Annotated in this window: 13 protein-coding genes; 7 read left to right on the forward strand and 6 right to left on the reverse strand. The window is 61.0% G+C overall.

What is annotated here, in order from left to right; all coding sequences use genetic code 11:
- Nucleotides 1-4 precede the first annotated feature (4 nt).
- The 4 genes from AC1RBR_RS11485 to gloB form a co-directional block, all read right to left on the reverse strand.
- Nucleotides 5-1,846: an extracellular solute-binding protein gene (locus AC1RBR_RS11485; protein ID WP_166497917.1), complete on the reverse strand. Its 1,842-nt coding sequence runs from the start codon at nt 1,844-1,846 to the stop codon at nt 5-7.
- Nucleotides 1,843-3,675, reverse strand: a complete 1,833-nt coding sequence (locus AC1RBR_RS11490; protein WP_443535697.1) for an extracellular solute-binding protein — start codon at nt 3,673-3,675, stop codon at nt 1,843-1,845. Before AC1RBR_RS11490 ends, AC1RBR_RS11485 begins: the two co-directional genes overlap by 4 nt.
- 346 nt (nt 3,676-4,021) lie before the next feature.
- On the reverse strand, nt 4,022-5,488 hold the full coding sequence (locus tag AC1RBR_RS11495) for a LysM peptidoglycan-binding domain-containing protein (RefSeq protein WP_492564424.1): 1,467 nt from the start codon (nt 5,486-5,488) through the stop codon (nt 4,022-4,024).
- Between the two features lie 99 nt (nt 5,489-5,587).
- Nucleotides 5,588-6,355 carry a hydroxyacylglutathione hydrolase gene (gene gloB / locus AC1RBR_RS11500; protein WP_492564426.1) on the reverse strand — a complete coding sequence of 256 codons (768 nt, stop codon included), beginning with the start codon at nt 6,353-6,355 and terminating at the stop codon, nt 5,588-5,590.
- A gap of 66 nt (nt 6,356-6,421) precedes the next feature.
- On the opposite strand from gloB, the gene AC1RBR_RS11505 reads away from it, so the two are divergent.
- The 5 genes from AC1RBR_RS11505 (at nt 6,422) to AC1RBR_RS11525 (ending at nt 11,830) form a co-directional block, all read left to right on the forward strand.
- Nucleotides 6,422-7,180 carry a methyltransferase domain-containing protein gene (locus tag AC1RBR_RS11505; RefSeq protein ID WP_003224159.1) on the forward strand — a complete coding sequence of 253 codons (759 nt, stop codon included), beginning with the start codon at nt 6,422-6,424 and terminating at the stop codon, nt 7,178-7,180.
- A 91-nt stretch (nt 7,181-7,271) separates the two neighbouring features.
- Complete coding sequence (gene rnhA / locus AC1RBR_RS11510; RefSeq protein ID WP_003224162.1) at nt 7,272-7,733, forward strand: ribonuclease HI; 462 nt, start codon at nt 7,272-7,274, stop codon at nt 7,731-7,733.
- Between the two features lie 210 nt (nt 7,734-7,943).
- Nucleotides 7,944-8,702 (forward strand): DNA polymerase III subunit epsilon, encoded by a 759-nt coding sequence (dnaQ, locus tag AC1RBR_RS11515; protein WP_027613146.1) that lies wholly within the window; start codon nt 7,944-7,946, stop codon nt 8,700-8,702.
- A 243-nt stretch (nt 8,703-8,945) separates the two neighbouring features.
- Nucleotides 8,946-11,201: an Orn/Lys/Arg family decarboxylase gene (locus AC1RBR_RS11520; RefSeq protein ID WP_492564432.1), complete on the forward strand. Its 2,256-nt coding sequence runs from the start codon at nt 8,946-8,948 to the stop codon at nt 11,199-11,201.
- Between the two features lie 14 nt (nt 11,202-11,215).
- Nucleotides 11,216-11,830, forward strand: coding sequence for a GNAT family N-acetyltransferase (locus AC1RBR_RS11525; RefSeq protein ID WP_041067268.1), 615 nt, complete (start codon nt 11,216-11,218; stop codon nt 11,828-11,830).
- Here the strand turns inward: AC1RBR_RS11525 and AC1RBR_RS11530 are convergent.
- Together AC1RBR_RS11530 and AC1RBR_RS11535 are read right to left on the reverse strand one after the other, a co-directional pair.
- A complete protein-coding gene (locus AC1RBR_RS11530) occupies nt 11,796-12,689 on the reverse strand; it encodes a LysR substrate-binding domain-containing protein (protein WP_492564435.1) in 894 nt (297 codons plus the stop codon). The genes AC1RBR_RS11525 and AC1RBR_RS11530 overlap by 35 nt on opposite strands.
- Nucleotides 12,690-12,774: 85 nt before the next feature.
- Complete coding sequence (locus AC1RBR_RS11535) at nt 12,775-13,005, reverse strand: hypothetical protein (protein ID WP_095139622.1); 231 nt, start codon at nt 13,003-13,005, stop codon at nt 12,775-12,777.
- Nucleotides 13,006-13,189: 184 nt separating this feature from the next.
- Here AC1RBR_RS11535 and AC1RBR_RS11540 point away from each other — a divergent pair, with 184 nt between their 5' ends.
- Nucleotides 13,190-13,747 carry an NADPH-dependent FMN reductase gene (locus tag AC1RBR_RS11540; protein ID WP_095139621.1) on the forward strand — a complete coding sequence of 186 codons (558 nt, stop codon included), beginning with the start codon at nt 13,190-13,192 and terminating at the stop codon, nt 13,745-13,747.
- Nucleotides 13,748-13,907: 160 nt separating this feature from the next.
- Nucleotides 13,908-15,191 carry an arsenic transporter gene (locus AC1RBR_RS11545; protein WP_492564437.1) on the forward strand — a complete coding sequence of 428 codons (1,284 nt, stop codon included), beginning with the start codon at nt 13,908-13,910 and terminating at the stop codon, nt 15,189-15,191.
- The last annotated feature ends 18 nt before the right edge of the window (nt 15,192-15,209 follow it).

A 15,209-nucleotide genomic window follows, 5' to 3' on the forward strand; every position in this document is an offset into this window, starting at 1 on the left:
CTGATTACTCCGTGCCCACAGGGTCGGCTTGCAGTTTGGTTTCGACTTCTATGGCGGGTTTCGCGTCAGGCTTGACCCACCAGGTGTTAATCCCGATGTCGTATTTGGGCGAGACTTTCGGGTGACCGATGTGGTTCCAGTAAGCCACGCGCCAGGTCTTGATATGCCAGTTGGGAACCACGTAGTAACCCCATTGCAGCACTCGATCCAGCGCCCGGGCATGCGCCACCAGGCTGCTGCGTGAATCGGCGTTGATCAGGTTCTCTACCAGTTGATCAACGATCGGATCCTTCAGGCCCATGGTGTTGCGGCTGCTCGGTTTGTCGGCGGCGGCGCTCATCCAGAATTCGCGCTGCTCGTTGCCCGGCGAGTTGGATTGCGGGAAGCTGCCGACCATCATGTCGAAGTCCCGCGAGCGCACGCGGTTGATGTACTGCGAAACGTCGACGCGGCGGATCACCAGGTCGATGCCGAGGTCAGCCAGATTGCGTTTGAACGGCAGCAGCACGCGTTCGAATTCGGTCTGTGCCAGGAGGAACTCGATGACCACCGGTTTGCCGTTGGCGTCGACCATTTTGTCGTCGACGATCTTCCAGCCAGCCTCCTGCAACAGTTGATAGGCCTCGCGCTGCTGGGCGCGGATCATGCCGCTGGCGTCGGTCTTCGGGTTCTCGAAGGCCTCGCTGAACACCTGCGCCGGCAGTTTGCTGCGAAACGGTTCGAGGATCGCCCGTTGCTCGGCGTCGGGCAGGCCGGTGGCGGCCATTTCCGAGTTCTCGAAATAGCTGCGGGTGCGGAAGTAGGCACCGTTGAACAGCTGTTTGTTGGTCCACTCGAAATCAAACAGCAGGCCGAGCGCCTGACGCACCCGCACATCCTGAAACACCGGGCGGCGCAGGTTGAAAACGAAGCCCTGCATGCCGGTCGGGTTGCTGTTGGCGATCTGTTCCTTGATCAGCCGGCCTTCGGTCACGGCCGGGATGTTGTAAGCGTTGGCCCAGTTCTTCGCGGTCATTTCCAGCCAGTAATCGAACTGGCCGGCCTTCAGCGCTTCGACGGCGACGGTGTTGTCGCGGTAGTAATCGGTGGTCATCACATCGAAGTTGTAGAACCCGCGATTGACCGGCAGATCCTTGCCCCAGTAATCCTTGACCCGCTCATAGCGCACCGAGCGCCCGGCCTTCACTTCGGCGACCTTATAAGGGCCGCTGCCCAGCGGAATTTCCAGATTGCCCTTGGTGAAATCGCGATTGGCCCACCAGTGTTTCGGCAGCACCGGGAGCTGACCGAGGATCAGCGGCAACTCGCGATTGTTGGTGTGCTTGAACTTGAACAGCACCTTGAGCGGGTCTTCGGCGATGACTTCGGCAACATCGCTGTAGTAACCGCGAAACAGCGGCGAGCCGTCCTTGGTCAGGGTCTGGAAGCTGAACACCACGTCTTCGGCGCGCACCGGATGGCCATCGTGAAAACGCGCTTCCGGGCGCAGGTAGAAACGCACCCAGCTGTTGTCCGGGGCCTTCTCGATCTTGGCGGCGATCAGGCCGTACTCGGTGAACGGCTCGTCGAGGCTGTGCTTGGTCAGGGTGTCGTAGATCTGCCCAACGTCATCGGCCGGCACGCCTTTGCTGATGAACGGGTTGAGGCTGTCGAAGCCGCCGAATCCAGCCTGGCGGAAGATCCCGCCCTTGGGCGCGTCGGGGTTCACGTAATCGAACTGCTTGAAGTCCGCCGGGTATTTCGGCGGCTCGTTGTACAGGGTCACGGCATGTTGCGGGGCGGCAATCGCCAGCCCGGCGAACAGCAGACCGCTGGCCTGCACGAGCAGGGCGCGGATGGGCATCATTTATTGTTCTCCGAAGATTTCAGCCACCACGCGCTCAGGCCCAGGGTGTAGGGCGGTGTGGTGACGAAAGCCAACCGGTTGCGGTAGGCCAGTCGGTGATAATTGAGGTACCAGTTGGGAATGCTGTAGTGCTGCCAGAGCAGCACGCGGTCGAGCGCCTTGCCGGCGGCGACCTGTTCGTCGCGGGTTTGCGCGGCGAGCAATTGTTCGAGCAGGTGATCGACCACCGGGTTGGCGATGCCGGCGTAATTCTTGCTGCCCTTGACCCCGACCTGACTGGAATGGAAGTACTGCCATTGCTCCAGGCCCGGGCTGAGGGTCTGGTTGAGTGTCATCAGGATCATGTCGAAATCGAACTGGTCCAGGCGCTGTTTGTACTGGGCGCGATCCACCGTGCGCAGGCGCGCGTCGATGCCGATGCTGTTGAGGTTCTCGATGTACGGCTGGAGGATCCGCTCCAGGTTCGGATTGACCAGCAGCAGTTCGAAACCCAGCGGCTGACCCTTGGCGTTTTGCAGGCGCTGGCCGTTGAGCTTCCAGCCGGCCTCGGCGAGCAGGGCCAGGGCCTTGCGCATGGTTTCCCGGGGGATGCCGCGGCCGTCGGTCTGCGGCAGGCTGAACGGTTCGGTAAACAGCTTCGCGGGTAACTGATCTTTATACGGCTTGAGCATCAGCCATTCATGCCCGACCGGCAGGCCGCTGGCGCTGAATTCGCTGTTGGGGTAGTAGCTGGTGGTGCGTTTGTAGGCATTGCTGAACAGCGCGCGGTTGGTCCACTCGAAGTCGAACATCAAGCCCAGCGCTTCGCGCACCTTGACGTCGCTGAAGGTCGCGCGCCGGGTGTTCATGAACAGGCCCTGGCTCTGGGTCGGGATCTGGTGCGGGATCTGCGCCTTGATCACCTCGCCACGGCGCACCGCCGGGAAGTTGTAGCCGTTGGCCCAGTTCTTTGCCTGATGCTCGATGTAAATGTCGAATTCGCCGGCCTTGAAGGCTTCGAACGCCACGTCGCTGTCGCGGTAGAACTCGACTTCCATGCGATCGAAGTTGTACTTGCCGCGATTGACCGGCAGATCCTTGCCCCAGTAATCCTTGACCCGCTCGAAAATCAGCTGCCGCCCCGGCGTCACTGAGGTGATGCGGTACGGGCCGCTGCCCAGCGGTGGCTCGAAGGTGGTGGCCTTGAAGTCGCGATCCTTCCAGTAATGCTGCGGCAGCACCGGCAATTCACCGAGGCGCAGAATCAACAGCGGATTGCCCGAGCGCTTCATTACGAAACGGATGCGCTGCGGGTTGAGGATGTCGACCCGCGACACTTCTTGCAGGGCGGTGCGGTACAGCGGGTGGCCGTCCTTGAGCAGCAAGCGATAGGAGAACGCCACGTCGTAGGCGGTGATCTGAGTGCCGTCGTGGAAACGCGCTTCCGGGCGCAGATTGAACACCACCCAGCTGCGATCTTCGCTGTATTCCACCGATTGCGCGATCAGGCCATAACTGGACGCCGGTTCGTCACCGGATGGCGAATACTGACCGGTGCCGACCATCAGTGGCTCGTTCAGCTCGTTGATGCCGTACTGCAGGAAATTCGGTGTCGTGACCGGGCTGGAGCCCTTGAAGGTGTACGGGTTGACCGTATCGAAGGTGCCGAACGCCATCACCCGCAACGTACCGCCCTTGGGCGCTTGCGGGTTGACCCAGTCGAAGTGGGTAAATCTGGCCGGGTACTTGAGCGTGCCGAACTGCGCATAACCGTGACTTTCGGTAATCGTCGCGCTTGCGGGTGAGCTCAAGGCCAGGCTGATCAGGAGCAGGAGGAGGGGACGCTTCAAGTCAGATCCGATCCAGGCGGCTTGGGCTTTGTGGGCCGTACAGTAACAGCTTGTCTGGACAGGAAAAAGACAGAGGTTAATGTGGGGTTAATCGGCAAGGCCAAGAGCCCCTCACCCTAACCCTCTCCCGGAGGGAGAGGGGACTGACCGAGGTGTTTATGAGAAGTACGCCGACCTGAAATATCGAGTTGAACTCAGGTTTGAAAAAGCCCCCAATCTGCTCCCTTTCCCCGTCGCCCCCTTGGGGGAGAGGGTTGGGGTGAGGGGGAGAAAATTTGAGGGCATCAACAAAATCAAGCCAGGCGCCAGGCGAAAAAAAGCCCCTGAAAATTCAGGGGCTCTTCTGTCAGTGTGGCTGGTAAACCGTGAGCATCTGCCCAGGCTTGAGGGCCTTGCCGGCACCCGGGTTCCAGCGCTTGAGATGCTGCATCTCGACGTTGAAACGCTTGGCCACCACATACAATGTGTCGCCACGCTTGACCTTGTACTGGGTCTGCTGCTGGCTGTCGGCCTTGCCTTTGGTCTTGCTGTTGGCGGCAATCACCGTGTTGACCCGGCCACTGCTGCGCGCCGGGGCGCGCTTGGTGGTGTCCTGCATCACCAGAGTCTGGCCGACCTTGAGGTTCTTGCCGGTCAGCTTGTTCCAGCGCTGCAGATCCTTGACTTCGACCTTGTTGGCCTTGGCGATGGAACCGAGATTGTCGCCGCGTTTGACCCGGTAAGCGCGCTTGAGCTTCGCCACTTCAGTCGGGTCGGCACCGTCGAATACCGGCTTCAGCGAACGCGGGCTGATCAGCTCTTCAGGCCGCATGGTCTGCAGGCTGGCGGTCAGCAATTGCGCCTTGGACGTCGGCACCAGCAGATGCTGGGGGCCGTCGATGGTGGTGCGCTGCTTGAAGGCCGGGTTGAGCTGGAACAGCTCGTCTTCGTCGATGTTGGCCACCGCCGCAACCTTGGACAGGTCCATGCGCTGGTTGATTTCGACGACCTGGAAATACGGTTCGTTGGCGATCGGGTTGAGGTTCACCCCGTAGGCCTCCGGGGCCAGCACCACTTGCGACAAGGCCAGCAGTTTCGGCACGTAAGCCTGGGTTTCCGCCGGCAACGACGACAGGTTCCAGTAGTCGGTCGGCAGGCCCAGCTTCTCGTTCCGCTCGATGGCGCGGCTGACCGTGCCTTCACCGGCGTTGTAGGCCGCCAGGGCCAGCAGCCAGTCACCGTTGAACATGTCGTGCAGACGAGTCAGGTAGTCCATCGCGGCGGTGGTCGAGGCGGTAATGTCGCGACGGCCATCATAAAAGCGGGTCTGGCGCAGGTTGTAGTAACGACCGGTGGAAGGAATGAATTGCCACAGGCCCGAAGCGTCGGCCCGGGAATAGGCCATCGGGTTGTAGGCGCTCTCGATGACTGGCAGCAGGGCCAGCTCCAGCGGCATGTTGCGCTCTTCGAGACGCTCGACGATGTAATGAATGTAGAGACTGCCGCGTTCGCCGGCGTTCTCCAGAAATGACGGGTTACTGGCGAACCACAGGCGCTGCTGCTCGATGCGCGGGTTGACGCCCAGGCTGTCCTGTAGCTGAAAACCACCGCGCATGCGCTCCCAGATGTCCTGAGGCACTTGCGGGCTGGGCTTTTCAGTCAGCCAGATCGGCTTCTGCTTGGCTCGCGCAGCAATGTTCGGCGTATGGGTCGCTTCAGGCTGCGGAGCATGGCTGGAGCAGCCCGCCAGCGTGGCGGACACAGCCACCGCGATGGCTTGAGCCAGGCGGGTCAATGCGTCTGAATTGACGGACTTACGTATGGATGACGACATTGGCTGGAAGTAAGTTCCGGGCAAAAATGTCGGGCGATTCTAGAAAGCGCACCCCCTGCGGTCAACCATTCAGAATTTTTGTACCAGGTGACAAGTCACTTAGAACGTATCTTTCCATGCCCGCAGAGCCGCAAAAACCTCACTCGGCGCCCGGTTTTGAGCGCCTGCCCGTTCGTCCACTTTTTGTGTAACTAATGTTTCAGCGGTGCGCAAAAACGGATTGGTGAGCTTTTCCAGGGCCAGGGTCGAGGGCAGGGTCATCACGCCTTTTTCCCGTTGCCCGGTAACTTTTTCCAGACGGGCGGCAATGTCCGGGTTGCTCGGTTCGACCGCCGCAGCAAACTTCAGATTGCTCAGGGTGTATTCATGGGTGCAATACACCAGCGTATCCTCGGGCAAGGCAGCGAGACGGCCGAGCGAGTGGTGCATCTGCTCCGGCGTGCCTTCGAACAGGCGTCCGCAACCGGCGGCGAACAGGGTGTCGCCGCAAAACAGCAGGCCGTGGTGGTAATAGGCGATGTGGCCGAGGGTGTGACCGGGCACCGCATAGACATCGAAGTCCCAGCCGAGCACGCTGACCGTGTCGTTGTCCTTGAGCGCCACGTCGCGCCCCGGGATGTTTTCGCTGGCCGGGCCGTAGACTTTGGCGCCGGTTGCCGCTTTCAGACGTTCGACGCCGCCGACATGGTCATGGTGGTGATGGGTGATCAGAATGTCGCTCAGCACCCAGCCCTCGTGTGCCGCCAGCCAGGCCTGGACCGGCGCGGCATCGCCCGGGTCGACCACAGCGCAACGCTGGGTGCGGTGATCCTGTAACAACCAGATGTAGTTGTCGGTGAACGCGGGCAGGGCACTGATCTGTATCATCGTCGGAATTCGCCAAGCGGAAAACATTGGCGCATCTTAGAGCTTCTAGCGGCGTTGGAGAATGACATGACCGATAAAGCGTTCGCTCAGGCCGATCCCGACTGGCTGGCGTTGATCGGCGCGGCCCGTGAGTGGCTGGCCGGCCCGCTCGGGCAATTTCTGCTGGATGAAGAACGGCGCATGCTCGAAGACGAGTTGGGGCGGTTCTTCGGCGGCTATCTGGTGCATTACGGGCCGTCGGCCCAGACCCCGCCGTCGGCGCCGCAGGTACAGCGCAACGTGCGGCTCGGCGCGCCGTTGCCGGGTGTCGAGATCGTCTGCGAGGAACAGGCCTGGCCGTTGAGCGAGCACGCCGCCGACGTGGTGGTGTTGCAGCACGGTCTGGATTTCTGTCTGTCGCCCCACGGTTTGCTGCGTGAAGCGGCGAGCAGCGTGCGCCCCGGCGGGCATCTGCTGATCATCGGCATCAACCCCTGGAGCACCTGGGGCTTGCGCCACGTTTTCGCTCATGACGCGTTGCGCCAGGCACGCTGCATCTCGCCGTCGCGGGTCGCCGACTGGCTCAATCTGCTGGGGTTTGCGCTGGAGAAACGCCGCTTCGGGTGCTATCGTCCGCCGCTCGCGTCGCCCAAGTGGCAGGCCCGACTGGCCGGCTGGGAACGCAAGGCCGGCGACTGGCAACTGTCGGGCGGTGGCTTCTATTTACTGGTCGCGCGCAAGATCGTGGTTGGCCTGCGTCCGGTGCGTCAGGAACGCCGCGAGCCGATGGGCAAGCTGATTCCGCTGCCGATGGCCAAGGTCAACCGCCGTCGTATCGAACCGTAAACCTTCTTTTTATAGTGGCCGGACTTGCTCCGGCCGCGGCCATCGTCGATCCGCGATTGACGGGGCCAGGCATTTTTCTGGATAGAGTGGAATGAGCGAAAGCGTCGATAGCGTAGAACTGTTCACCGACGGCGCCTGCAAGGGCAACCCCGGCCCGGGCGGCTGGGGCGCCTTGCTGGTGTGCAAGGGCGTCGAAAAGGAACTGTGGGGCGGCGAAGCCAATACCACCAACAACCGCATGGAACTGCTCGGCGCCATCCGTGGCCTCGAAGCCTTGAAGCGGCCCTGCGAAGTGCTGCTGGTGACCGACTCGCAATACGTGATGAAGGGCATCAACGAGTGGATGGCCAACTGGAAAAAACGCGGCTGGAAGACGGCGGCGAAAGAACCGGTGAAAAACGCTGACCTGTGGAAAGAACTGGATGAGCAGGTCAATCGCCACAAGGTCACCTGGAAGTGGGTGCGCGGGCACATTGGTCATCACGGTAACGAACGGGCTGACCAATTGGCCAACCGTGGGGTGGATGAGGTTCGCGGGTACAAGCAGAGCTGAGTCCCGCCGTTGCACCGAGTCGTGGCCTTCGCGAGCAAGCCCGCTCCCACACTGGATCTCCTGTGTACATCAGCACTGTGCCCACCGCAGATCAATTGTGGGAGCGGGCTTGCTCGCGAATGGAGCGACTCGGTCTACCTGAAACACCCCCACCGAGCGTGTTAACATCGCCGCTTTTGCACGATTGACCCCGTTGAGAATTGAACACTGATGGCCACCAGATCCGTTGTACTCGATACCGAAACCACCGGCATGCCGGTGACCGATGGTCACCGGATCATTGAAATCGGCTGTGTCGAACTGATCGGTCGGCGCCTGACAGGCCGGCACTTTCACGTCTACCTGCAACCGGATCGCGAGAGTGACGAAGGCGCGATCGGCGTTCACGGCATCACCAACGAATTCCTCGTCGGCAAACCGCGTTTCGCCGAAGTCGCCGACGAGTTCTTCGAGTTCATCAACGGCGCGCAGCTGATCATCCATAACGCGGCGTTCGACGTTGGCTTCATCAACAACGAATTCGCCTTGATGGGTCAGCACGATCGCGCTGACATCACCCAACATTGCACCATTCTCGACACCCTGATGATGGCCCGGGAACGTCACCCGGGGCAGCGCAACAGCCTCGACGCCTTGTGCAAACGTTATGGCGTCGACAACTCCGGCCGTGAACTGCACGGCGCCTTGCTCGACTCGGAGATTCTCGCCGACGTCTACCTGACCATGACCGGTGGCCAGACCAGTCTGTCGCTGGCCGGCAACGCTTCCGACGGCAATGGCACGGGCGAGGGCGCGGACAACTCCGCCACCGAAATCCGTCGTCTGCCGGCGAGTCGTCAGCCTGCGCGGATCATTCGGGCGACGGAAGAGGAACTGGCGGCGCATATGGCGCGGCTGGAGATCATTGCCAAGTCGGCGGGCGGGCCGGCGTTGTGGACGCAGATTGCCGAGGCTGATGCTCAAGCTTGATCCCCTCTGTGGCGAGGGAGCTTGCTCCCGCTTGGCTGCGAAGCAGTCATAAAACCTGAATGCACATTGATGCTGAACGAATACCGGGGGCCGCTTCGCGCCCCAGCGGGAGCAAGCTCCCTCGCCACAAAAGCCGAGTCAGGCTGAATGAAGCCAACTGGCCACCCTCGCCACTTTCGCTGCAACCCTCTACCCTGAGTGCATTGGCAGACTTTGATCCGCCGCCTCGGGACACTGAGCCTCATGTACAAAGATTTGAAGTTTCCGGTGTTGATCGTCCACCGCGACATCAAGGCCGACACGGTCGCCGGTGACCGTATCCGTGGCATTGCCCGGGAGTTGGAGCAGGAAGGTTTCAATATCGTTTCGGCCATCGACTACAACGAAGGGCGGTTGGTGGCTTCCACCCATCATGGTCTGGCGTGCATGCTGATCGCGGCCGAAGACGCCAGCACCAATTCGCACCTGCTGCAGAACATGGCCGAACTGATCGGTCTGGCGCGGGTGCGCGCGCCGGATCTGCCGATCTTCGCCCTGGGCGAACAGGTCACCCTGGAAAACGCCCCCGCCGATGCCATGGCCGAGCTCAATCAACTGCGCGGCATTCTCTACCTGTTCGAAGACACCGTGCCGTTTCTCGCCCGGCAAGTGGCGCGGGCGGCACGCAAATATCTGGACGGTCTGCTGCCGCCGTTTTTCAAGGCGCTGGTGCAGCACACCGCCGATTCCAACTATTCCTGGCACACCCCCGGGCATGGCGGAGGCGTGGCTTATCACAAGAGTCCGGTGGGGCAGGCGTTTCACCAGTTCTTTGGCGAAAACACCCTGCGTTCGGATTTGTCGGTATCGGTGCCGGAACTCGGTTCGCTGCTCGATCACACCGGCCCGCTGGCTGAGGCCGAAGAACGCGCGGCGCGCAACTTCGGTGCCGATCACACGTTTTTCGTGATCAATGGCACCTCGACTGCCAACAAGATCGTCTGGCACTCGATGGTCGGCCGTGATGATCTGGTGCTGGTTGATCGCAACTGCCACAAGTCGGTGTTGCACGCGATCATCATGACCGGCGCGATCCCGCTGTACCTGTGCCCGGAACGCAATGAACTGGGGATTATCGGCCCGATTCCGTTGAGCGAATTCAGTCGCGAATCGATTCAGGCGAAGATCGACGCCAGCCCGCTGACCAAGGGCCGTGCGCCGAAAGTCAAACTGGCGGTGGTGACCAATTCGACCTACGACGGCCTCTGCTACAACGCCGAGCTGATCAAGCAGAGCCTGGGTAATAGCGTCGAAGTGCTGCATTTCGACGAGGCGTGGTACGCCTACGCAGCGTTTCACGAGTTCTTCGCCGGGCGCTATGGCATGGCCACCTCGCGCACAGCAGACAGCCCGCTGGTGTTCACCACTCATTCCACGCACAAGCTGCTCGCCGCGTTCAGCCAGGCCTCGATGATTCATGTGCAGGACGGCGGTGCGCGGCAGCTGGACCGTGACCGTTTCAACGAAGCGTTCATGATGCACATCTCGACTTCGCCGCAGTACAGCATCATCGCTTCGCTGGATGTAGCCTCGGCCATGATGGAAGGCCCGGCCGGGCGTTCGCTGTTGCAGGAAACCTTCGATGAGGCGCTGAGTTTTCGCCGGGCGCTGGCCAATCTGCGCCAGCACATTGCGGCGGATGACTGGTGGTTCTCGATCTGGCAGCCGCCCGGCGTCGAAGGCATCGACCGGGTGCAGACCGAAGACTGGCTGCTGCAACCGGACGCCGACTGGCATGGTTTCGGTGAAGTCAGCGACGACTATGTGCTGCTCGACCCGATCAAAGTGACCCTGGTCATGCCCGGATTGAATGCCGGTGGCGCGCTGAGCGAGAAGGGCATCCCGGCGGCGGTGGTCAGCAAGTTCCTCTGGGAGCGCGGGCTGGTGGTGGAGAAGACCGGGCTGTATTCGTTCCTGGTGCTGTTCTCGATGGGCATCACCAAAGGGAAGTGGAGCACGCTGCTCACCGAATTGCTGGAATTCAAGCGCAGTTACGATGCCAACGTCAGTCTCGCGACCTGCCTGCCGTGCGTGGCGCAGCAAGACACCGCGCGCTATCGCGGCATGGGCTTGCGCGATTTGTGCGATCAACTGCACGCATGCTACCGCAGCAACGCCACGGCCAAACACCTGAAGCGCATGTACACGGTGCTGCCGGAAATCGCCATGAAGCCGGCCCACGCCTATGATCATCTGGTGCGCGGCGAGGTGGAGGCGGTGCCGATCGATGAGCTGGAAGGGCGGATTGCGGCGGTGATGCTGGTGCCGTATCCACCGGGAATTCCATTGATCATGCCCGGCGAGCGCTTTACCGAGGCAACCCGCTCGATCATCGACTACCTGAAGTTTGCCCGTACGTTCGATAGCAGCTTCCCCGGTTTTGTCGCTGATGTGCATGGACTGCAACATGAAGATGAAGGCAATGGACGGCAGTACACCGTCGATTGCGTCAAGGAATGAGGACTTTTCCGAGTATGCAACCGGTCATGAATCCGAAATACCCAGGGTTGTCGGTGCGCGTCGCCGACGATGGTTTTGCGGCGTACATCTGGGGCAGCGACTTCAGTTTCGAGGTGGCCGCGTACGGTGCGGCCGTCATTGGTCAACCGGTCGAGCGCTGGGCGGTGACGCCGATCGTGCCGTATCGCAAGTGCTACGGCATCGATCCTGAAGAGTTCAGCAGCTATCGCGATGCCGCCGACAGCGCGATTTTCATGGCGTATCTGGATGACGAGCCGGTCGGCCATCTGGTGATCAGTACCAACTGGAACGGCTTTGCTCACATTGATGAGCTGGCGGTGCACGCACCGGCGCGCCGGCATGGTGTGGCCAAGGCGCTGCTGGATGTCGCGCAGTTCTGGAGTCGCAAGAAAAAACTGCCGGGGATCATGCTCGAAACCCAGAACAACAACCTCGGCGCCTGCCGTTTGTATGAGCGTTGTGGCTACGAGATTGGCGGTATCGACCATTTGCGTTATCGCGGGATTGATCCGAACACTGCGGAAATTGCGCTGTTCTGGTACCGGCTGTTCGATAACCCGCTGGAAAACCCGCTCAGCTCGCCAGCATCGCCTCGGCTTGTTCCGTGACGATCGTCAGCAGGGTCTGAATCGCGGCCGGCATGGCGCTGTGTCGGTAGGTCAGCGCATACAGGCTGATCGGCACCGCCGGTGACAACGGGCAGACATCCAGCCCGCTCGTCCGCGCGCCGAGAGCGGTGAACGGGTCGACGATGGCCAGGCCTTCGCCGGCCTCGACCATGCTGCGCATCATCTGATGGGTTTGTACTCGGGTCTGGATGCTCGGTGCCGGGCGCAGGGCCTGGAGTTTGTTCTCCAGCGCCGGGCTCAACGGGTCGTGGCCTTCGAGGCCGACCATCGCCTGGCCAGCGAGATCCTGCAGGGAAATGTATTTTTGCTTCGGCTGCAGCCAGCCGTGGGGCGCAAGCAGTTGAAGCTTGCCGTGGGCCAGCGGTTGCGCGTGGATGTCGGGGTGTTCCGGATCGTGCAGGCTCAGGCCCAGATCGCTTTCGCGCAGCAGCAGGCTGCGGACGATGTCGCAGGTCGGAGAGCTGAGCAAGCGGCAGGGCGCATCGGGCAAGCGTCGGCGCAGCAGCGCGATACTTTGCGGCAACAGCTGTTGCGCCAGCGGCGGGGTGCCGATGATGCGCAGGGGCGGGGCGAGGTATTGCTTGAGGCTGCTGGCCAGACGCTGCACCGGCTCCAGCGCCTGATAGACGTGAGCGATTTCCACCTGCAACGCCCGCGCTTCAGGCGTCGATTGCAGCCGACCGCGTACGCTGGCGAACAGCATGAACCCCAACGCGCTCTCGGCTTCGCGCAAACGCTCTTCGACCTCGGTCACCGGGAGCTGCAGCCATTCGGCGGCGGTGCCCAGGTGACCGGTCTGCAAGAGCGCCTGAATCACTTCGATATGACGTAAACGCATGCGTGAAGTCCATGTTCAGCAGGTGGGGTCAGTGGCTGAATCCTACCCCAAGTCTGCGCACATGACTTCTGCTCATAACGGCCAGTTATGAAGCGATGGTTGTCTCAGGCTCGCGGGTCAGGGTGATACCTGACTGAACCAGGAGAAACTCGGTGTCGCTGACTTTGTTGACGCGATCGCCAATGGCCAGTTTGTAAATCGGCTCCGAGCCAGTGGAACCGTCTGCCGACGGGGTGGATTCCTGGAACTCATGCACGGAATAAACGCGGCCTTCCGCATCTCTTGCATGGAACTGACCGACGAGTACTGCTGCCATCTGCTTAGAACCTCTGGAGATAAAACGCTTGATTTGCGGCTTGGTAGACCGTCATCAAGCCCTGTAAGTTTTCCTACAGGAAAAAAATAATCAGCGCGAAGGAATTTCCCTTGCTCGCTGGTGAAACTGTCATCGAATCATCTATAACTACTGGCTCTTCCCACGGACAGTCGAGAGTCTTCCAATGAGCAATGTCTACAACGTCGCTGTAGTCGTCGGCAGCCTGCGCAAAGCATCGATCAACCGCAAAGTCGCGCTGGCGCTGGCCGAGCTGGCACCGGCGAACCTCAAACTGAAGATTGTCGAGATTGGCGACCTGCCACTCTATAACGAGGACATCGACGGCGATTCACCGCCGGCAGCCTACAGCACTTTCCGCCAGGAAGTCGGTTCTTCCGACGCGGTGCTGTTCGTCACCCCGGAATATAACCGCTCGGTGCCGGCGCCTTTGAAGAATGCGATTGACGTGGGTTCACGGCCGTATGGCAAAGCCGTCTGGAGCGGCAAACCGGGTGCGGTGATCAGCGTGTCGCCGGGGGCGATTGGCGGTTTTGGCGCCAACCAGCATTTGCGCCAGTCCTTCGTGTTTCTCGATGTGCCGTGCATGCAGCAGCCGGAAGCGTATCTGGGGGGCGCGGGTTCGGCGTTTGACGAGGCGGGCAAGTTGAACGAGTCGGTCAAACCGTTCCTGCAGAATTTCATCAATGCGTACGGGAAATTTGTGGAACAACACAAAAAATAATCTGGTCAGAGCTGCGATAAAACAGAGATCCTGTGGGAGCGGGCTTGCTCGCGAAAGCGGTGTGTCAGACACAAAGTTGTCATCTGACACACCGCTTTCGCGAGCAAGCCCGCTCCCACGTTTGGATCTCCACTCATTGAATAATTGAAGGCTGTCGCGAATGCTCGCTGCGTCACTGATCTTCCTGCTGACCATCACCCTTGTCATCTGGCAACCCAAAGGCCTCGGGGTCGGCTGGAGCGCGACGCTCGGCGCGGTGCTGGCGCTGATCTTCGGCGTTGTGAACCTGAGCGATATTCCGCTGGTGTGGCAGATCATCTGGAATGCCACCGGCACCTTCGTCGCACTGATCATCATCAGTCTGTTGCTCGACGAAGCCGGGTTCTTCGCCTGGGCCGCGCTGCATGTGGCGCGCTGGGGGCGGGGCAGTGGGCGCAAGCTGTTTGCCTTCATGGTGCTGCTTGGCGCGCTGGTGTCGGCGCTGTTCGCCAATGACGGCGCGGCGCTGATTCTCACGCCAATCGTGATTTCGATGCTGCTGGCGCTGCGCTTTTCCCCGGCGGCGACCTTGGCGTTCGTCATGGGTGCCGGTTTTATTGCCGATACCGCGAGCCTGCCGCTGGTGGTGTCGAACCTGGTCAACATCGTCTCGGCGGACTTCTTCCACATCGGCTTCAACCGCTACGCGGCGGTGATGGTGCCGGTCAACTTCGTCAGCGTGGCCGCGACGCTCGGCGTGCTGATGTGGTTTTTCCGCCGCGACATTCCCAAGGCTTACGACCCCGAACAGCTCGAACAGCCGCACACGGCGATCCACGACAAGGCCACGTTCTATGCCGGTTGGGTGGTGCTGGTGATTTTGTTGATCGGCTGCTTCTTCCTCGAACAGATGGGCATCCCGATCAGCGCGATCTCGGCGGTCTGCGCGGCGCTGCTGCTGGGGATCGCCGCCCGAGGCCACAAGATTTCCACGCGCAAGGTGCTGAAAGAAGCGCCGTGGCAGATCGTGATTTTCTCGCTGGGCATGTATCTGGTGGTGTATGGCCTGCGCAATGCCGGGCTGACCGAGTATCTCGCTGGCTGGCTGGATGTGTTCGCCGGGTACGGCGTATGGGGCGCGGCGCTGGGTACCGGGGTGCTGACCGCGCTGTTGTCATCGATCATGAACAACTTGCCGACGGTGCTGATCGGCTTGTTGTCGATCGATGCCAGTCAGGCCAGCGGTGTGGTCAAGGAAGCGATGATCTACGCCAACGTGATCGGCAGCGACCTGGGGCCGAAAATCACCCCGATCGGCAGTCTGGCGACGTTGCTCTGGCTGCATGTGCTGGCGCGCAAGAATATCCGGATTGGCTGGGGCTATTACTTCAAGGTCGGGATTGTGCTGACGGTGCCGGTGTTGTTGATTACTTTGGCGGCTTTGGCGTTGCGGTTATCCATCTAGACCGTGTTGACCCCTTCG

The organism is Pseudomonas sp. GW823-FHT01D03, from assembly GCF_058798255.1.